Source organism: Ekhidna sp. (assembly GCF_039940915.1).
Classification (GTDB): domain Bacteria; phylum Bacteroidota; class Bacteroidia; order Cytophagales; family Cyclobacteriaceae; genus Ekhidna.
Map to the genome: position 1 here is coordinate 1941962 of NZ_JBDVFO010000002.1, position 20180 is coordinate 1962141.

General features: G+C 40.8%; 16 protein-coding genes and 1 tRNA gene. 7 read left to right on the top strand and 10 right to left on the bottom strand.

The window, feature by feature from the left end; genetic code table 11:
- Positions 1-12 precede the first annotated feature (12 nt).
- Positions 13-1263, bottom strand: coding sequence for a glutamyl-tRNA reductase (gene hemA, locus ABJF57_RS13805; protein WP_462230047.1), 1251 nt, complete (start codon positions 1261-1263; stop codon positions 13-15).
- 91 nt (positions 1264-1354) lie between these two features.
- On the opposite strand from hemA, the gene ABJF57_RS13810 reads away from it, so the two are divergent.
- Positions 1355-2071 (top strand): ComEA family DNA-binding protein, encoded by a 717-nt coding sequence (locus ABJF57_RS13810; RefSeq protein ID WP_462230049.1) that lies wholly within the window; start codon positions 1355-1357, stop codon positions 2069-2071.
- A gap of 85 nt (positions 2072-2156) precedes the next feature.
- A complete protein-coding gene (locus ABJF57_RS13815) occupies positions 2157-6074 on the top strand; it encodes an AAA domain-containing protein (RefSeq protein WP_462235943.1) in 3918 nt (1305 codons plus the stop codon).
- A gap of 19 nt (positions 6075-6093) precedes the next feature.
- On the opposite strand, the gene ABJF57_RS13820 is transcribed toward ABJF57_RS13815, so the two are convergent.
- The 4 genes from ABJF57_RS13820 to recQ form a co-directional block, all read right to left on the bottom strand.
- Entirely contained in the window at positions 6094-6558 is a 465-nt protein-coding gene (locus ABJF57_RS13820) for a gliding motility lipoprotein GldH (protein ID WP_462230053.1), read from the bottom strand.
- Position 6559: 1 nt separating this feature from the next.
- A complete protein-coding gene (locus tag ABJF57_RS13825) occupies positions 6560-7705 on the bottom strand; it encodes a PSP1 domain-containing protein (RefSeq protein WP_462230055.1) in 1146 nt (381 codons plus the stop codon).
- A 57-nt stretch (positions 7706-7762) separates the two neighbouring features.
- Positions 7763-9046 carry a phosphoribosylamine--glycine ligase gene (gene purD / locus ABJF57_RS13830; protein ID WP_462230057.1) on the bottom strand — a complete coding sequence of 428 codons (1284 nt, stop codon included), beginning with the start codon at positions 9044-9046 and terminating at the stop codon, positions 7763-7765.
- 74 nt (positions 9047-9120) lie between these two features.
- On the bottom strand, positions 9121-11310 hold the full coding sequence (recQ, locus tag ABJF57_RS13835) for a DNA helicase RecQ (protein ID WP_462230059.1): 2190 nt from the start codon (positions 11308-11310) through the stop codon (positions 9121-9123).
- Positions 11311-11454: 144 nt separating this feature from the next.
- Here recQ and ABJF57_RS13840 point away from each other — a divergent pair, with 144 nt between their 5' ends.
- Positions 11455-12528 (top strand): mannose-1-phosphate guanylyltransferase, encoded by a 1074-nt coding sequence (locus ABJF57_RS13840; protein ID WP_462230061.1) that lies wholly within the window; start codon positions 11455-11457, stop codon positions 12526-12528.
- Here ABJF57_RS13840 and rlmB read toward each other — a convergent pair.
- Together rlmB and ABJF57_RS13850 are read right to left on the bottom strand one after the other, a co-directional pair.
- On the bottom strand, positions 12525-13265 hold the full coding sequence (gene rlmB / locus ABJF57_RS13845) for a 23S rRNA (guanosine(2251)-2'-O)-methyltransferase RlmB (RefSeq protein ID WP_462230063.1): 741 nt from the start codon (positions 13263-13265) through the stop codon (positions 12525-12527). The two genes, ABJF57_RS13840 and rlmB, sit on opposite strands and share 4 nt — an antisense overlap.
- Positions 13266-14405, bottom strand: coding sequence for a GWxTD domain-containing protein (locus ABJF57_RS13850; RefSeq protein WP_462230065.1), 1140 nt, complete (start codon positions 14403-14405; stop codon positions 13266-13268).
- A gap of 76 nt (positions 14406-14481) precedes the next feature.
- Here ABJF57_RS13850 and ABJF57_RS13855 point away from each other — a divergent pair, with 76 nt between their 5' ends.
- From ABJF57_RS13855 to ABJF57_RS13865, 3 genes are all read left to right on the top strand, one after another.
- A complete protein-coding gene (locus ABJF57_RS13855; protein ID WP_462230067.1) occupies positions 14482-15252 on the top strand; it encodes a class I SAM-dependent methyltransferase in 771 nt (256 codons plus the stop codon).
- Between the two features lie 95 nt (positions 15253-15347).
- The gene (locus tag ABJF57_RS13860; protein ID WP_462230069.1) at positions 15348-15815 is read left to right on the top strand and encodes a C40 family peptidase; all 468 of its coding nucleotides are present in this window, start codon (positions 15348-15350) and stop codon (positions 15813-15815) included.
- Between the two features lie 28 nt (positions 15816-15843).
- Complete coding sequence (locus ABJF57_RS13865; protein WP_462230071.1) at positions 15844-16506, top strand: hypothetical protein; 663 nt, start codon at positions 15844-15846, stop codon at positions 16504-16506.
- 5 nt (positions 16507-16511) lie between these two features.
- Here ABJF57_RS13865 and ABJF57_RS13870 read toward each other — a convergent pair.
- Positions 16512-16585, bottom strand: a tRNA-Ala gene (locus ABJF57_RS13870).
- A gap of 26 nt (positions 16586-16611) precedes the next feature.
- Positions 16612-16995, bottom strand: coding sequence for an acyl-CoA thioesterase (locus ABJF57_RS13875; protein WP_462230073.1), 384 nt, complete (start codon positions 16993-16995; stop codon positions 16612-16614).
- A gap of 38 nt (positions 16996-17033) precedes the next feature.
- Between ABJF57_RS13875 and ABJF57_RS13880 the strand changes: the two genes are divergently transcribed.
- Complete coding sequence (locus ABJF57_RS13880) at positions 17034-17606, top strand: hypothetical protein (protein ID WP_462230075.1); 573 nt, start codon at positions 17034-17036, stop codon at positions 17604-17606.
- A gap of 18 nt (positions 17607-17624) precedes the next feature.
- Here the strand turns inward: ABJF57_RS13880 and ABJF57_RS13885 are convergent, their stop codons facing one another.
- A complete protein-coding gene (locus ABJF57_RS13885) occupies positions 17625-20174 on the bottom strand; it encodes a TonB-dependent receptor plug domain-containing protein (RefSeq protein ID WP_462230077.1) in 2550 nt (849 codons plus the stop codon).
- Positions 20175-20180: the final 6 nt, after the last annotated feature.

Here is a 20180-nt window from a genome sequence, read left to right on the forward strand (position 1 = left end):
ATATAAGGCGAGCTATTTCTTTTCTACTTCTGTAGACTCAAGGTTAAATAAGTCATTGAGTACACCGACAAGCGTTTCTGCTTCTCCACGCTTACATGCGGCTTTCAATTGAAGCACTGGCAATTTTATCACCTTTTGAATCATGCTTTTGGTTACTACTTCAAGTAGCTCCATTTCGCTATCTGATAGTTTCTTATGCCTTGCGAGCTCCTCTCTTCGTATTTGATCCAGCGCACTCTTTAAACGTTGGATGGTCGGTGAAACGCCCATTTCGCTTTGCCAATTTGAAAATCCAGCTAATTCATCAGCTATGATTTTGGTGGCATCCGGGATTGATTGCTCACGTAGCTTTCTCGCCTTCGCAGTGCGCTCTGTCAGCTGATCCACATTATACAGGGAAATCCCTGGTACATTTTCCAAACCTGAATCCATACTCCTAGGAACAGATAAGTCTATCAATAATTTATGCACAACCTCTGCATCAAAATCAGCTGCGGAGAGAATTGGCGATGACGTGGCTGCTGCAGCAATGACTACATCGTTATCATTCGCCACTTTTTTTAAATCTGAAAAATCACAAACAGTCGTATTGTGCTCTCCAGCAAGTTTTTCAGCTTTGGATTTCGTCCTGTTTACTAAGGTTATTGAAGCTTCCTCACTGTTGAGATTTTCCAATACATTTTGTCCTATCTCGCCCAGTCCAATTAAAGCTATTCTGGGGTTTTCAATATTTCCAATAAAGCCCTTGATCAAATCAACTGCAACGGATGCTACAGATGCGGTACCATCTTGAAGTCTGGTTTCCTGTACCACGCGCTTGTTTGCATAAAAGATGGTATGCATCAAGCGATGTAAATGCGGGCCAGCTAAATTCAAATCTGCGCTTTGTTGGTATGCGCGTTTGACCTGATTACTAATTTGAATATCACCCAGCACCTGAGATTCAAGCCCAAGCGAAACATTGAACAAATGCTCTAAGGCGTCTGCGCGCTCATATAGATTAAAGTGATTGGACAGATCACCGGACGCTAGATTCTTATAGGCCGCGATCAAACTGATGATTTTTGATTCAACCTTATCTTGAGAGGTAAAGTAAATTTCTGTTCTGTTGCATGTAGAAATCAAGAGAGCCTCCTCAACGGAAAGTGTATCTTTCAGCATGGACAGAAACTGAACTGCTTCCTCCTCGGTAAAAGCTACCTTTTCCCGAACCTCTATCGGGGCGTTCTTGTATGACAGTCCTAAAGCCTTAAATCCTTCCATCTCAATCAAATAGGAAGCAAAAATAACAGCGACTTGCGTATATTGGTTGTGATAAAAATCAGCTATTTCTTATTTAGAATCATTTTAAATAATGTTAAGACACTTTACTAATGCTATTTCACGCGCTCTAGGCTTTAGCAAGACTGAATCGCGAGGGACATTGGTACTGATTTTCATCATATTTATTGTAATGGTAAGTACGCACTTCCGGGTTTCATATTTAAAAAATCAACCCAAAGTTGCTGCTGACAGCTCCGCTCTGGAGTGGATCCAGAAGGTTCAGGCTTCATATGATCTAAAGAAAAAAGAAGAATTAGATACGAGGGCGAGCTTACCAAAAAGTGAATTTCAAAAAGAAAAAAGAACAAAATTCAAACAGGCCTCCGTTGCATCGCCTGTTGAAAAAAAGAAGGAAATAATCATTGGGGATTTAAATTCCGCTACGACTAGTGATTTGCAAACTGTTCATGGAATTGGACCTTCATTCTCGGCGCGAATTACGAAGTATCGGAGTTTACTCGGCGGATTTGCAGATTCTGCTCAATTAACTGAGGTCTATGGCTTATCTCCCGAAACCATTGATGAACTGCTAAAGCACTTCAAAATAGCTTCACCTGTGATTCCAATTAACATCAATTCAGATTCCATTAAGCTGCTTGCTCGTCACCCATACATATCCTATGACTTAGCCCATATCATCATCAACTTCCGAAGAGAACATGGTGACATTCAATCTGCGGAGGACTTGAAGAAAATAAAGGCCATTGATGAACATACTTTCCTAAGAATAAAGCCATATTTGGAATGAGGCTATGCAAAAAATTCTCAAGTCATATTTAAGGCGTCTTAGTAATCTTTCAGGCAATAATAGATCTCTATTACTTCTCCGTCTATTGAAAGACCAGTTCATCGATGTGCATGATTTTGACTATGCAGAGAACGAGGCAAGTTTTGAAATAGTAAAAAACCTGATAGAGCAGAAGAAAAGGATATCACTATGTAGTGAGGTGGATAGTAGAAGTAAATCTGCAAATGAGCTTAGCAAGCGTCTTAAAAAAATCAAACGAATAGAGAAGTTTATTTTCGATGAAAGAGGTGCTAAAGACTTATATATCGGTTGGCCTTTCATTAAAGGGAAGTTCACTGATGACACTTTGGTTAGGTGTCCACTTCTTTTCTTTCCGGTAGCAATTGAAAAAGAGGGGAATGAATGGTTTTTATCCAGAAGGGATGATGTAAACATTACACTCAACAAAAGTTTCTTGCTTGCATATTCCTACTATAACGAAATACCTCTGGACGAGGAACTCATAGAAACCGTGATCGATGATTATGAGCGCGATTCTACGGTATTCAGGACACAGCTATATGAACTACTCAAAAACAGTGGGGTTGAGATTAACTTCAATCAGGAGAATTTCGCAGATGAGCTAAAAAACTTTGCAGATCTTAAAAGAACACAGCTTGAATCCTCTGAGCGAACCGGTTCGCTCAAGATGTTTCCACATGCTGTACTTGGAATATTTCCTCAATCTGGCTCATATCTGGTCCCTGATTATGTCAAACTTCTGGAAGATCAGGTCGATACAGATTTGGAAGAATTTTTTGTCAAGAAAGTAAAGCAGGAAAATGAAAATCAGCTCGCCCTTTTTGATCGGGTAAATGAAGAAAACACCTTTACACCATTTCCCATTGATGCCTATCAGGAACATGCGCTTAAAGAAATAAAGAAAGGAAACTCGCTGGTGGTACAAGGTCCACCAGGTACCGGTAAATCACAGCTCATCAGTAATCTCATTTGCGATTTCATTGCACGGGGAAAGAATGTGCTGCTGGTGTGCCAGAAAAAGGCAGCTCTTGATGTTGTTTATGAGCGATTGAAAGAAATGGAGATGCACGACTTTGTGGCACTCGTGCATGATTTCAAGAACGATAGAAAACCTATTTATGAGCAAATAGATGAGCAAATAGATGCTGTAGAGGTATATCAAAAGAAAAACAATAGCCTTGATGCTATCCAATTGGAGCGAGGGTTTCTGCAAGCAAGCCGACGAATTGACCAAATTGTGGAAGAGCTCCAGGAGTTTCGAGAAGCCTTATTTGATGAGTCTGAGTGTGGGAAATCTGTAAAGGAGCTTTATTTAACAAGCAGTCCTGACCTGCCTAGCTTCAGCATGAATTTGGAATACCGATCATTCCATTTTAGTACTCTTTCAGAGACCCTTCGCAAATTCAAAACCTATCTGACTTATTTTGACAAATTTGAAAAGCGTACTCATTTCTGGGCAAAAGGGCCTTCATTCGCCAGTTTTAAAACGGCTGATTTAGTCCAATTAAAGAATGTGCTTTTTGAGGTTCCGGCATTCAACGAAATGCTACTCTCTACTTCTAAAGGTTTTTGCTCCATACCGGTTGACTTTGAAACATGCGAGTACCTCTCGAACAAGCTTCCAGAGCTTCTTGAGCTTAATGAAGGCTTGAAAGAAGCCGTCGTATTTAAGGTCTACCAACAGTTGCATGCTGATAAGCCTACAAAAGATTTGAACTGGCTTTCTCAGACCGAGCGCACAATGATGGCTTGCTTCAGAGGTGTTGGGCTCGAAAGCACCATAAAAGCAGAAAATCTTGGCCGCTTTCAAGAGGTGCTTAGGTCGGCAATGAGAGCTCGAAAAAACCCCTTTAGCTGGTTCAAGTGGGTGCTCCTTTCCAAGGATAAAACATTTCTCAAGCGTGTCATGGTAGCCAATGACCTGAAAAGCAACAAAAGAGGCTTCAATGTCTTGGTGGAACGCATTGACAATCGTCTCAACTTTGAGCATTCGCTTTCTTTGATCCAGGACAATTCCTGGCTCCATAATTTTCCATCAAGTTTTCGGAAAATCGACCTTCAAGATTGGTTTTACTGGCAAAAAATGGGGCTGAATATGTTTGCCGTGGCACAGACTATTCGTGCGCTAACCGAGTACCTCAATGTAGGCAGGCTTGAGCACAAAAATTATCATGAGAAACTGAATCAACTCATTGCATTGGTTCAAGAAGTCCCTCAGCAGCTTGCTTTTTGGAGCAGGTATATAAACATACACCAGATACGTGCCATTATTCTAAAGAAAGAAGATCCGGCTAAATTGGAGAAGCTTCTCAAAAAGGATTTTGATGCTATTTGCGAATATCATAAACTCAAATCCAGCCTTTCTTCGGAGGATAAAAAAGTGCTTGACGAGGTGAACACCAACAGCGGTGGAACAATCGACGAAAGACTCGAATTATTCTTGAATAGTCTTACGCTTGCCTGGATAGATCATATTGAATCGAAATTCCCAGACCTGAGAAATGTTGCCTCCGGAAAACTAGACGCCCTCACTACCGAATTACGTGAGCAGATAGAAGCTAAACGAGAGGCAAGTAAGGAAATTCTACTACTAAAGTCTAGGGAAAAGACATACGAAAATATAGAATACAATCGCTTAAAAAATCGGGTGACCTATAGAGATTTGCAGCATCAAGTCACAAAAAAGAGACGCATATGGCCTATCAGAAAAGTGATTTCGGAGTTTACAGATGAGCTATTCACATTACTCCCATGTTGGATGTGTTCTCCTGAAAGTGCCTCAGCCATTTTCCCTATGCGGGAAAACTTCGATTTAGTCATCTTTGATGAGGCTTCCCAGTGTTTTGCTGAGCGAGGAATACCTGCCATGTATAGAGGTAGACAGGTGGTTGTGACCGGAGATAGTATGCAGCTACAGCCTAGTGATCTGTATAGAGTTAGATGGGATGATGAAGATGACGACACACCAGAGCTTGCAATCGATTCCCTTTTGGATTTAACGAAGCACTACCTGCCTGAAGTAAGTCTAGCAGGACATTATAGAAGTAAGTCACTTGAGTTGATTGATTTCTCCAATGAACATTTCTACAAAAGTAAGTTGAGACTCCTCCCTGATTACAGCTATGTCAACAATCATGAGCCTGCAATAAGCTTTATCCAAACGAAAGGCATATGGGAGGATGGATTGAATGAAATTGAAGCAAAAGAGGTCGTGGATCAAACCTTTGAGCTTCTCAAAAAACATCCTGAAAAAGAGCTTGGAATCGTAACGTTTAACTACAAGCAGCAAGGGTTAATACTTGACCTATTGGAAGAAGAGGCGGTCAAAAAGAACCTATTGATACCAGACTCCTTGTTTGTGAAAAACATAGAGAATGTGCAGGGTGATGAGCGGGACATTATCATTTTTAGCATCGGTTATGCAGCAGATAAAAAGGGGAAATTAAAGCTTCAATTTGGTAGCCTGAACGCCAAGGGAGGGGAGAACAGGTTGAATGTGGCCGTGACTCGGGCCAAGGATAAGATCCTGATTGTGAGTAGTATTTTGCCCCAGCATCTCAAAACTGAAGATACAAAGAATGAAGGCCCTAAGCTTTTGAAAAAATACTTGGAATATGCCTGGGAAGTTAGTGCCGGGAAGTGGAAGCCGCACATTCCTGAGTATGAGGAGCATCATGTGGATTGGTTCCTAAGAAATAGGATTCGAGAAAAATCTTTCCACGAATTTGATGAGTTTGAATTGGCAAAAGAGCTTCCATTTGCTGACTTATCCGTGAAGAAAGGAAAAACATACACAGGGCTTATTCTGACGGATGACGAAAGGTATCACCAAGCACTTTCCCCTAAACAGATTTACGCGTTTCAACATTTTCACCTATTGATGAAAAACTGGCCTCATATCAGGTTTCATAGCCGCGAATTTTGGATTGATCCCGAAGCAGCCAAGGAAAAGATGCGGAGATTTTTGTATGCAAATACTTAAAATATAAGCTGACCTCAGGTCATTGAACGAATTCGATTCTTGCGCCTACAGCCAGAATGAATGGAAGTGTGTCTCTTCTCATGTACTGCTGAAACGAAAGTGAGTGCATACCTGTGTCTCCAAACTTATATCCTTCCTCTAAAATGAAAGAATGATCAAAAAGATCCCCCAGCCCACTGCCATAAGGCTCACCGGTTTTCGGATCAAAAAGATCTACTTGTTTTAATTCCTGACGCAAAACATTTCCAGATGAATCTTCGAGCGTGTATTGGAAGTATAAGTTGTAGAAAGGATATGATGATGCATTCCTGAAGGTCCCTAGTAAGTTGTACGACTGTGTCGTATCACCAATTTGAAAGTCAAATCTCTGCACTGAGTCTAAGTGCCAAAAGGCCTCTTCCATATCATTGTAATCTTCATACACTCGATTTGAATCGCATGATGTAAGTACTGCAAAAAGTGCTATAATGACTACATATCTCATATCAGGAATTTTCAGACTTTTTATGATTCGGTTTCTTACCCCGGTATTTGTTTCGCTTCTTTTTCTTCTTACCACCTTTTCCGCTAAATTTTCTATCCATCGCTTCCAGATCACTATTGATAGACAATGTATCTACCTGATCTTCCTCCACCTCATTGTCAACCAGTGTAGATGGCTTCTTACCCTTCTCATTCATCTCCTGAATCTCCTTCACCCGATCCGCACTTACTGCATGCCAATTGTTATCGTCTTCATATCCAAACCACATAATCTTTCGAAAGATATCTGTTTTTTGAAGTTTAGCATTCCCTCGCTGAGTACTCAAAGGCGCCTCCACTTCAGGGATATCCTTCAAAGCATCCATGTATGTATCAAGTTCATAGTTCAAACAGCACTTGAGTCTGCCACACTGTCCTGAAAGTTTTCCTGGGTTGAGCGACAGGTTTTGGTATCGTGCCGCTGATGTTGTGACATTTTTGAAGTCTGTGAGCCAGGTAGAACAGCAAAGCTCGCGTCCACATACTCCAAGACCGCCAATACGACCTGCTTCCTGTCGAACACTTATCTGTCGCATTTCAACACGAATTCTAAATTCGCCGGCTAGTGTTTTTATGAGCTCGCGAAAATCTACTCGACCATCGGCTGAATAGAAAAAGGTGGCCTTGGTTCCATCCGCTTGAAATTCAACATCCGTGAGCTTCATTTCGAGCTTGGTCTGTTGAATGATCTCTTTTGTACGATACATGACGGATTCTTCCCGATTGCGTGCCTCATCCCACCGATCTATATCTCTGGAAGTGGCTTTGCGATAAATTTCCCGAACATCATCATCGTCCTCGATGCCTTTCTTGGTCATTTGTAACCTTACCAATTCTCCCTGCAAGGAGATATATCCAATGTGGTGGCCATTTGGGACATCTACGACCACAGGATCGCCGGTCACAATATCTAATTTTTTGGAGTTGCGAAAGAATTCTTTTCTACCGTTCTTGAAGCGAACCTCTGCTACATCAAAACGATGAATGGAGGGTACATCCATGTTTGATAACCAATCGAACACGTTGAGCTTATTGCAACCTCCAGTGCTACAATGACCGTTGTTTTGACATCCGGCCGATCCTCCTGTACCGCAACTTGCACATCCCATAATAGTTCCGTAATCTAATAGATATCCTCAGGAAATCGAACATTGCATTGATGAAACCTATTGCCCTAGTTCTTTGAGGTCAAATCCAATATCCTCTCTATACCTTTTGCCTTCCCAATTAACCTCCTGACCTCCTGCGTACGACTTACTTAACGCTTCTCCTAGATTTTTTCCCAAGCCTGTCAATGCGATCACTCGACCACCGTTGGTGATGAGCTTCCCATCTTGCATTTTAGTGCCCGCATGAAATGGCAGCACAGAATTTACATTTCCGATCGTAATTTCATGGCCTTTTTCATAAAATTCAGGATATCCTCTACTCACATACATCACTGTGGATGCTGTAAATCTTTCGTATTCTATTTCTGTATCAATTAATGTCTTATTCCCAGCTGCAATCAGCAATTCAAGAAAGTCTGATTTGATTCTTGGCAATACAACTTCCGTTTCCGGGTCCCCCATCCGCACATTGTATTCAATTACAAACGGATCTCCACCTACATTGATAAGTCCAAAAAAGACAAACCCACAATAATCTATTTTCTCCTTCTTGAGCCCGTCAATTGTCGGTTTAATAATGGTCTTATTAACTTTTTCTTTAAAAGCACGATCTGCAAATACTACTGGAGAGACAGCCCCCATTCCTCCCGTATTCAGCCCGGTATCTCGCTCTCCAATGCGTTTATAATCTTTCGCTTCAGGTAAAATTCTGTAGTCTTTGCCATCGGTAATTACAAAGAAAGAAACCTCGATCCCTTTGAGGAATTGCTCTAACAGCACTTTCTCACTGGCAGCTCCAAATTTTCTGTCTTCTATAAGGTTTCGCAAGGATTTTCTAGCCTCTTCCAGTTCCTCCGTAATAATTACTCCTTTTCCTCCTGCTAACCCATCTGCTTTTAATACATACGGAGGGTCTAATCGCTCCATGTATTTAATGGTCTCCTCTAAGTTGTCGCTTGTAACAGTTCTCGCATCGGCAGTTGGAATACCATATTTCTTCATGAATTCCTTCGCATACTCTTTACTCCCCTCAAGCCTGGCACCTTTCGCATTGGGGCCAATGATCATCAGCTTCTTAAACTCTTTGATTTTTTTCAGATGATCTACAATTCCATTTACCAACGGATCTTCAGGCCCAATAATGAGCATTTCTATTTCATGTTCTTTTAGCGCTGCTTCTACCTTATCAAAATTTTTGGGATCAAGGTCAAGATTCGTCCCTACTTTGTGTGTCCCTCCATTTCCAGGCGCGATAAAAATTTTACCGCATTTAGGGCTTTGCTTTACCTTCCAGGCTAGTGCGTGTTCCCTTCCACCGGAACCGAGGATTAAAATGTTCATTGATTGTGGTTTTGTAAATCTGGCAGCTAAGTTCTTGGTATTCGTTGTTTTTTCAAAGCGTTCAGGTGTGTTAATCAGTGGGCGTATTCAGACATAAATTTCACTCTCATCAGGCGCACCTCATCTTCAGAATAATATTCAGCCAATTCTTCCATCGCTACGGCCAATTCATCTGTCTCAGCATTGAGGAAATAGTCATAAATATCATCTTGCCTATCGTCATCTAAAAGCTGATCGATGTAGTAATCAATATTGAGCTTTGTTCCTGAGTAACATATGTTTTCAACCTCCTCTATCACCTGTTCATATTTCATTCCCCGGGCTTCAGCTATCTCTTCAAAATCCATCTTCTGATCTATGTGCTGAATGATGTAAATCTTATTTTTTGATTTGGTCCCGGAAGTTTTAATGAGCACGTCAGAAGCAGTAATGATATCATGCTCTTCAATATATTCTTCTATCATTTGAAGAAAGGGCTCTCCAAATTTTTTAGCCTTGCTTTCTCCTACACCCACAATCTGCTTGAGATCATCCATGGTCGTTGGATAGACCGTACACATCTCTTCCATCGAAGGATCACTAAAAATCACATATGGCGGAATATCTTCTTGATGAGCAATGTCTTTCCGAAGCTTCTTAAGCATTCCAAAAAGGATTTTATCATAGGCGCTCACATTTACAGGAGCCTTATCCATGTCATCCTCATTGTCTCCATCTGCTGTATGCTCATGGTCTTTCGTAAGCATATGCGAGTAGGGAGATTCAAGAAACTTTCTACCCTTTTCTGAGACTTTGAAAATGGCAGGGTTCTCGATATCCTTCTTCATAAACTCATGAAGAAGTGTTTGCCTGATCACTGATCTCCAAAAATTCTCATCTTCGCTTATACCTTTCCCTTTGCCAAAAGCTTTCAATTTATCGTGATCATAGCTTTTCACATGTTGCGTTGCCTTACCCACAAGTAATGAAGCAATGTGGTTGATCTCAAACCTTTCATTTGTCTGCATCACAGCTTCAATGACTAGCTGTATTATTTCCTGGCCTTCAAATTTTTCTTTCGGATGGACACAATTATCACACTGCCCACAGTTGTCTTCTGTAAATTCTTCTCCAAAATAGTGAAGCAGTTGCTTTCGTCGGCAAATGGCTGAATCTGCATATGAAGCCATTTCTTCTAAGAGAAATCGAGCATTTTCGCGCTCGGTGACTGCTTTATCCTTATTGAATTTTTCGAGCTTCAGAATGTCGTTGTAAGAATAGAACATGAGGCAATCGCTACTGATGCCATCTCTACCTGCACGACCTGTTTCTTGATAATATCCTTCAATAGATTTTGGAGCATCATAGTGAATAACAAACCGCACATCGGGTTTGTCGATTCCCATACCAAAAGCTATCGTGGCAACGATTACATCGATATCTTCATTTAAGAAGCCATCCTGATTCTTCATTCGCTCCTTAGATTCCATACCTGCATGATAGGGAGCTGCATTGATATCATTCACTTTTAAAAAGTCCGCAATCTCCTGGACTTTTTTCCTACTGAGGCAGTAAATGATGCCGCTGGCTCCTTTATGGCTTTTTATAAACTTAATGAGTTGTTTTTTAGCGTTCTGCTTTGGACGGACTTCATAATACAAGTTCGTTCTGTTGAAAGAAGACTTGAAGAGCATCGCCTTATCCATGGAAAGGTTTTTCTGGATATCGAGCTGAACTTTTGGTGTGGCTGTTGCCGTAAGTGCAATCATAGGGATATCACCAAGCCTAGCAATAATATCTTTGATTCTTCGGTACTCAGGCCTGAAATCATGTCCCCATTCTGAAATACAGTGCGCCTCATCTATTGCCACGAATGAGATTTTCGCTTGTTTCAGAAATTCGACATTTTCCTCCTTGGTCAGGGATTCTGGAGCTACATATAGCAATTTAACCAGACCAGAGATTGTGTCTTTTTTCACCCGATTGCTTTCAGATTTGGTCAGCGTGGAATTTAGAAAACGTGCATGAACGCCAACCGCATTCATTTGATCCACTTGGTTTTTCATCAGGGCGATGAGGGGCGAAATAACGATGGCCGTACCTTCCTGAACGATGGCTGGTAATTGGTAGCAAAGGGATTTACCAGCTCCAGTTGGCATAATAACGAACGTATTATGCCTGTCGAGAATATTGGTAATTATACTCTCTTGCTTACCTCTGAATTTGTCATAACCAAAAACACGTTTGAGGCTTTCTTTAAGACTCACTTCAGCAGTTGTCTCCATTTCTCCTGATTGATGTAAAGTAAAAAGTTAATCAAAACCACGGTCGCAAACAAATTGTCTTGTATGGTGGCGCGTTCTCTTAACGCATAGGGATGGGCTATATTTGCGATGGCTAATTTTAACGCGAATCTCTTACAATTTTTTATGAGTACAAATATTTATGTTGTGATTATGGCCGGTGGAAGTGGAACACGCTTTTGGCCGTACAGCAGGGATGCCAAACCTAAGCAGTTTTTAGATGTCTTGGGCACTGGAAGGTCACTTTTGCAAATGACATTTGATCGGTTTGCAGAAATTACAACCCCTGATAAAATCTGGGTGGTTTCGAATGAAAAGTACAAAGGCCTTATAGCAGATCAACTTCCCGAATTGGAAGAGCATCAGGTATTGCTTGAAACAGAAAAAAGAAACACCGCCCCTTGCATAGCATACGCTGCATATAAGATCATGAAAAAAGATCCTAATGCGGTGCTGGTAGTTAGCCCCTCAGATCATGCCATATTTAAAGAAAAGGATTTTCAAGAAGTCATATCCACTTCGGTAGCGAGCGCCTCGATTGAGGAGAAGCTTATAACTATCGGCATCCGACCAAATCGTCCAGAAACTGGCTATGGATACATTCAATATCTCGAAAACTCGGATGTTATAAAAAAGGTGAAGACATTCACTGAAAAACCTGCAGCCGACCTTGCGGCCAAGTTTGTTGAGAGCGGCGATTTTTTATGGAACTCAGGAATATTTGTATGGTCCATTGATTCCATCATCAAAGCGTTTGAGAAACATGAAGAGGAGATTGCAAGTATTTTCGCCTCTGGACTCAATGAGTATTATACTGAAAGCGAACAAGCATTTATCAAAAAAGCGTACAGCCAATGCAAGAATATTTCCATCGACTATGCCATCATGGAAAAAGCAGAAAATGTCTTTGTAGTACCTGGAGATTTTGGGTGGTCCGATCTAGGCTCTTGGAATGCACTGCATGAAATAAAGAGTAAGGATGAAGATGAAAACGTTATCGAAGGATCTGCCATGACCTACGACTCTCGAAACAATTACATCAAAGGGAAAAAAGACAAAATTACTGTCGTCCAAGGTTGCGAAGGATTTCTTATCGCCGATTTTGATGACGTTCTATTGGTGTGTAAAAAAGAAGACTCCTCCTTATTTAGAGACTTCATTACAGATGTGAAATCAGAAAAAGGAGAAAAGTACGTCTAGGCTTTTCTCTGTCTTTGCACTTCATAAAGAGCCATTCCAGCCGCGACTCCCACATTCAGCGATTCTATGGATCCTGTCATGGGTATTTTGGCTATTTCATTTGACAAATTCATAAGGTCATCAGAAATACCAAATTCTTCTGACCCCATGATTATTGCTGTAGGTGAAGCAAAGTCCATTTGATCCATCGCCTTCTTGGTCTTCTCGGAACAAGCCACAATATTGAACCCTGATTCTTGTAAAAATCTTGCCGAATCCAGCAGGCTTTTTTCTCGGCAAACGGGTAAATAATTAAAGGCTCCTGCAGAGGTCTTCACTGCATCTTCGTTTACCTGAGCTCCTCCTCGAGAAGGGATTACCAGTCCATGGACTCCAAGGCACTCCGCAGTTCGAGCTATGGCTCCAAAATTCCGTACGTCAGTGATTTCATCCAAAATCAAAATCAATGGGTTTTTACCCTGCTCGTAAAGCTGTGGAATCAGATGCTCCAAGCTGTGATATTGAATCGGAGAAATAAGTGCCACTACTCCTTGATGATTCTTCATCGTAAACTTATTGATTCGCTCAGATGGCACTTTTGATATAGGCGTAGCTGTTTGATGCAACGTCAGCATCAATTCTTTGTATAGGTCTCCTTTGAGGCTCTTCTGTATGAAGACTCGCTCGAGGTGCTGTCCGGATTTGACAGCTTCTATGACGGTGCGAATGCCGTAAATTATGTTAGATTTTTTATTCATTTATCCGCGACGAAACATCGCTATTTGGGCGTACCACTCCGCTTCAAAGTCTATGCTTCGGCGCAGTGTATACGTTTTAGGTGCAAAAAAAGTAGAGATTATGGCAAACTCAAAGAAAGAGCCCTCATCATAGTACCATTCTTCAGTACTTGTAGTTCTGTATACTTCATCGGGAAGGCCAAAAGCTATATACATCATACCTCTATCCGTTTTCCATCCTGCTTTAAAATCCGTGAAAAGAATATTCGATTGCTCTATCAAACTGTAATATCTACGGATACCTTTTTTTGCTCTGGACTGAGTCGTGTAAGTATTCATCCAAAATGAATCAAAGGATTGTTTTGGATTATTAGACTTGAGCATAGATTTTTTTTCCTGCTCACTGGTCAAATAAAGCATTGACTCGATCAGCTCACCCAGCTGACGGTATTTGGGGAAATAAGGAGGCATCCTTAGCATGGTTACTCCTACTGAAGTCAAAGAATCTTTGAGCACGGTATAGAATTTATTTTCCTGAAAGTCAGGATTTTTGGTGAATAAAAAGGAACTATCTAAATCAACCTGTGGCGCCATGGGTTTCATATCGGCCATCGGAGGGTCCGCAGGCAGAAATGCTTCGGGATACTGCATAGCTAAAAAGGAATCATTCCCTACCCAGGAGAACCCAGATCTATTGATGTATTTTTCAAGGATTGGAAGACCTGCGTCATCAACGGGATAAATGGTTGGAAATGAAAGAGAGCCAATTTTCAACGGAATATCATAATAATAGAAGCTTTCGGGCTGAGAAAACTTAACAATCAACAAGTTTTCATCAATCTGTGGAACTGTTAATTTTAATAGCACTTGATCCAAGGTGCTGTTCAAAGTATCTATTTTCAACATCTTTTCATTTCGATCTGTCTCAGATTCGTATCGATCTTGAACTAGAAATTCAAATTCCCATGTGCTTAGGGAATCTGATGCTACACGGAGAAAAACAACATTTCCATTATCACTCCGTACAACACGATGTGCCATTTTTACCTGAAAACTCAGATCGTATTGCCAAGCAACATTTACTCTAGAAAAATTGATTGCATTGGCAGAATACCCAATTGAAATCACAAATACACCCAATAAAAGATCACGTATTCTCATAGATATCCAAATTAGCTATATAATTGATTTTCTTTGTGCTTTATAAACAAAAATCATACGACATACTGCAATACTAATGAGCGTATACACAACAGAGATTGCTTCTGATAAAATCCCTTCTGACAATGTAATTCATCAAAGATTGTTTTCTGCCTATCATCTGGCAAAGCCTTTTCTAAAGGGCAATTTACTTGAACTCGGGTGCGGAGAAGGGCGAGGTGTTGAGCTGCTGGCTCCTTTGGTTGATTCTTACCTTGGCATTGATAAGATCAGGGCTGTCATCCAAAATCTTGAAAAGAAGTATCCTGAACATCAATTTATGAGCGGGGTATTCCCACCATTTCCTTTCGAAGACAATTCTTTCGACTCGATAGTCACGTTTCAGGTAATTGAGCACGTAAAGCAGGATGAGCAATTTGTCAGAGAAATACATCGAGTGCTCAAGCCCGGAGGAACAGCCTTGATTACTACTCCAAATATTAAAATGACACTGTCTCGCAATCCTTGGCACGAACGCGAGTATACCGCTGAGGGGCTTACGGCTTTATGCAAAAAATACTTTGATCAGGTAGAAATGAAAGGGGTGGCGGGTGATGACAAAGTGCTAGAATATCATGAAAGAAATAGAGCTTCTGTTCAGAAAATTATGCGATTTGACTTTCTTGATTTGCAATATAAGCTACCTGCCCGCTTGCTGCGGATCCCATACGATATTCTTAATCGAATGAATAGAAATAAACTCAAAGAAGCGAAAGATGAGTTAGTAAAATCTATTGCGATTGACAATTTCAGTCTAATGGATCAAAATGATCGAAATCTTGATTTATTCTGCGTATTAACTAAATAATTAAGCATACGAATGGCCCTTATACATGTGCAAATAAAAACCTTATGGATGTTCAATTCGTGGTTAGGTAAGTGAGAAAGCATCAGTTAAAACATATGAGATATCTGCTTGCGGCATTGTTGCTGGTGGGTATTTTTATTTCAGCTCCGGCCCAGAAAAAGAAAAAAAAGCGCAAGCAAAACATCGAGAATGTTATTAAAAGTGGTCGATCATACATTGGAACTCCATACAAGTGGGGTGGAAACACGAAAGCCGGAATCGACTGTTCTGGATTGATCCACAATGCTTACAAAACGATTGGTGTACGACTGCCCCGCACCGCTAAGGAGCAATCAAAAACTGGAAAAAAACGTGGATGGGAAGGTATACGACCTGGTGATCTGGTGTACTTCAAGTTCAAGAAAAAGGGATCAAAATGGTTTCACAGCGGCATGATTACTCATGTGAGTGATGATAAAATCCTGTTTATCCATGCTTCATCCTCCCGAGGTGTAGTCGAATCCAATTTGTACAGTGACTACTATAAAAAGAATGTACGAAACTTCAGGCGGGTTATTAAGTAATTCGACTTTAAGATTCTTCTAGTATTAAATGAATGGATTAAATATGAGAAGTGGTCATCTTTTACTTTTGATTCTTTTAGCTCTTTATTCTACTGCACAGAGTCCTTCAACAGCATATCCCAAGCAAATCATGCTTGATAGCCAAAGTGAGGGTAGGCAAAAAAAGGCTTCTCTAATTTCGCGCGAGAAAAATGCATCTCGAATAAAATCTATTGCTTCAGCATCCAATGACTCTCTGACCCTCGAACTCTTGTACCTAAATAATGGTGAGTATTGGTCTTCTCATGTGTTAGTGGGTGCCAAGAAGAGCAAATGGGTAAACACCTATCAATTGGATTATGATTTTGGCAGTTCAGTTGTTGACAAGATTGTAATTCACAGCTCCGATAAACTTTTCTTCTCAATACATCTTGAAAAGCACAATGCCTGGTCAAGCAACTATGAAAAGGGGAAGTCTTTAAACAAAGGGACATTTCTCCTAAATGTCATAGACGAAAAACTCCACTATAAATACTTCAAGGAAAGCGTAGAGCGCTCCGGAGTTGATTATCGAACAGGGTCATTCAGCGAAAAAACATTTTTTCAAAAACTTAAGATAGAAGGTGGTCATGTTCAATTTTTCTATCCCAAGGACAGTACTAGAAGAAATTATAAAATCGTAGGGGCAGAACTGAATCTTGAAGAAAACTAAAAAAGTGGAGCTAGCCGGTCTCGAACCGGCGACCTCTACACTGCCAGTGTAGCGCTCTAGCCAACTGAGCTATAGCCCCAGAGTCGGCAAATATAAACTTATTGTTTATTTAAAAAGAGTTTGAATTTCTTCGGGAACACGTTTCAGTTTCTGAGTTTCTCTCTCGATGAGACACCAATTCGATTTCACCTCAACCAGTAGCTGATCCTGTTGATAGATCTTTACAATCCGATCTGAAAAAGGCCCGCGATACCCTTGCACATATGTTTTGATTGTAAGTACATCTCCCAGAAAAGCTTGTTTTCTGTATTCTACATGATGCGACCGTACCATCCAAAAATATTCCTTGTCAATTTCCTCATTGATCCGTGCCAGCCAGTGTGCCCTTGAGATATCAAGTGCCCACTGCATATACACCAGGTTGTTCACGTGATTGTTAAAGTCTAGGTGTTCTTTAGCAACCGTCAATTTTTGGTCAAATAATTGCATAGCACAAACAAAAATGATTTTCACCCAACTCAAACACAATGAGAAAAATATTCATCGCTTTTATTCTGATATCAAGCTTGGGAGCATTCGCTCAAGAGGTCGTACTTTCAGATCACCAACTGAACGCGAGTATTTTGCCTTTGGGTCTATCGTATCAAAAGAAACTTTCGGAGAATAAATCTTTTGTGGTCAGTGCAGGAATTCTATCATCCGTAACGATAAACAAACAAACATCTGGAGTGAGTTCTACAACTCAGACCTACGTTTTTTTTCAGCCATTCATATCGGGTTCAGTCAGAAATTATTACAATAGAAAAAAAGTTAAAAAGAATAATTTGCGAAATAACTCAGGCAATTATGTCGGGGTTTATTACTCGCACAACTTTAAACCTTTTGGGAGCACTGATGATTTTTTTGAGCAAAAAGCATGGGACGACAACACAAACGTTTTTTCAGTAGGTCCTGTATGGGGGATGGAACGCAACTATGCAAGTGGAATTCATCTTGGCTTAAGCCTGGGAATCGGGTACTCTAGAGGTGAATTTCAAGAAACTGGGGAAGTTGGGGTCATTGGAGAATTAGCGCTAGGCTTTGTCTTGTTTTCCAAGTAGGCTCGACTATTTTTTTGATCACCACTCTACCAAAACCATCAAATTTGGAGCAAATCCGACGGCTTCCCTATCTATAAATCCATTTTGCCCTCTGAATACGCGATCCGTGAGATTTTCCTGATTCAGGGTATTCAGAAGTGAAAGTCCGAAAGTTGCACTCCATTTTCGCTGTTCTGTAACAGGGATCTTGTACGATAGCGAAAGATCCAATGAGTGAACGCTTGGGTATCTCTCCGGAAGGTCTTCGAATGGATTCGATAATGGTGGGGTATTTGGAGGAGGTGGGCCACCTGGTGGAGGTGGAGCTCCTCTGTCAAACAATACTTCTGCATATGCAATATCTAACGATTGGGCATTGAGTCCGGAAGCATATCTCCAAGCAGCGGAGAGTTTCCACCTGTTTTTTTTCAAAGCTCCTCCTATGAACAAGACATGAGGCTGAACAAATTTAGATTTATAGGTAACCTGATCTGTGGTGTCTAAACTAATTTTCGAATCATGATACGAATAACCAAACCAGATGGAGGCATCTTCGGCAACTTGCTTCTTTAGTAGCAGGTCAACTCCATAAACTTCTTGATCCATGGTGAAGTAATCACTTCTTGGATTTAAACTTCTGTCTTCATAGATGGTCATATCATTGGCTGTTTTATGGAAGTATTCCACATCAAAAATCCAATCCGAGATATTGATTACTCCGCCAATCATGGCCTGAGTACCTCGTATGACAAAGCCTGACTTTTCATTTGCCAAGGTCCAGAGTTCATTATCAAACCCTCCACTTGAAAATTCAAGGTTCTTTACCTGACTTAGGAATTGATTGTACCTTCCAATTGAACCTTTCAACGTCACGCTATTGCTTATATCGTAATTAACTAATACTCTGGGTGAAATACTGAAATCATTAAGCGCACTGAAATAGGTACCTCTAAATCCAAGTTCAAAATACCATCTGTCTAACCCATAGTATTCGTAGTTTGCAAATGACGATATTGTATGCGAATCATTCGACTCTTTTACCGCATACTCACTCGAATCTCTATCGAAATTTTGATAGTCCAAATCCACCTTTTGCCATTTGTAGTCCACTCCAAATTGCATTTCTGAGAGACGTCCCTTTCTTGAAAACTCTTCGATGACATTCAAATCATCGATGCTATTTCTGGAGAAAATAGGCATGACGCCAGGGGCAAGAATTGCTATATTAAATTGATAATTGTAGGCTGAGTATGTACCACTGAGATCGGATGTCCACTTCTGGCCAAGATTGGTATGCCAGGACAGGTTCGCTCCCACATTATCGTAACTATTTTCTATGGCCCTCCTAGCTACATTGACTGGTATTGGTGGCATATACATGATATCTGACAAGGTGTACAGAAAGGAAAGCCCTATGCTATTTGATTCATTTGGATTAAACCTCAATGTGCCACTGTAATCCCTGAAAAGCACTTCTACCTTGTCTGTTAGCTTTCCATTGGGTCCCTCCAGAGCTGTTGCCGCAAAAACGGACTCTGAGATTTCCCGAAGCTTGGGAGACTCGAATTTTCGTGAGTAAGAATTCCGCACGCCAAATGTTCCACTCCACTTTTCATTGAACCGAAGTTTTCCAAAACCAACACCAAAGAGCGTATTCGCTCCTACGCCATAACTTGAACTTTCTGCAGCATCCCCTGAATTGATCAGAATTGCTCCTCCTACACGGTCACCGTACCGTGGGTGAAATCCGCTACGGTATACCTCGACATCATCGATAACCTTGGGATTGTAGGGAGAAATAGTGCCATAGTAGTGCCCACGATGATAGATGGGAATATTGTCGTATAGTATGAGCGTTTGGTCTGTTTCGCTGCCTCGAATCAGCAAATTGCCAGCCCTTCCATCAGGATTTGTAATTCCAGGAAGTGCAGAAATAGAGGCAAAAATATCTCCATCCGTTTCCCCTGGAAGTAAGGGAAGGTCACTTACTTTTACCTGTATACGCTGACTGGATGGTATCAAATTGATTCCTTTGGTCAGATAGTCCTCGACCACCACTGTACTCAGCCGTGTGGTAGGCAAGTCTAAGTCTACAGCTAGGTTTTGATTGTTGAAAAGCTCTTTAACTGTAAGAGTCTTCTTCTCATATCCTTGACTAAATACACTTATGAGATGATTTGGGTTGGGCTTATAGTCAAATTCCCAATGGTCTTCATTGAATTTCATTTCCAGCGGCTGGTCATTTACAATTACTTGCACGCCAAAATCTTCGGTGATGAGTATATCATCAATTAGGTCTTTGGCAACCAATCGATATGTTTTGGTGAGTGCACTAATCGTATAATATTTCTCATCCACCAGTTCAATTCCTAAGGGAAATCCATTTTCGACTTCCTGTATGAATTGCACTAAGTTATTGGCAGTAAATGCTTTGCTTGAATCAACCAGATTTAGTAAATCCGGGTCGAATGAAAACTTTATACCTGAATCTTTTTCATAGGATTCAATTGCCTCAAAAAATGATTTTGATGACTGAGCGTTGACTGTGCACACGGTCAGGAATACAATGGTGGAAACTAAGGCGCGCATTAAATG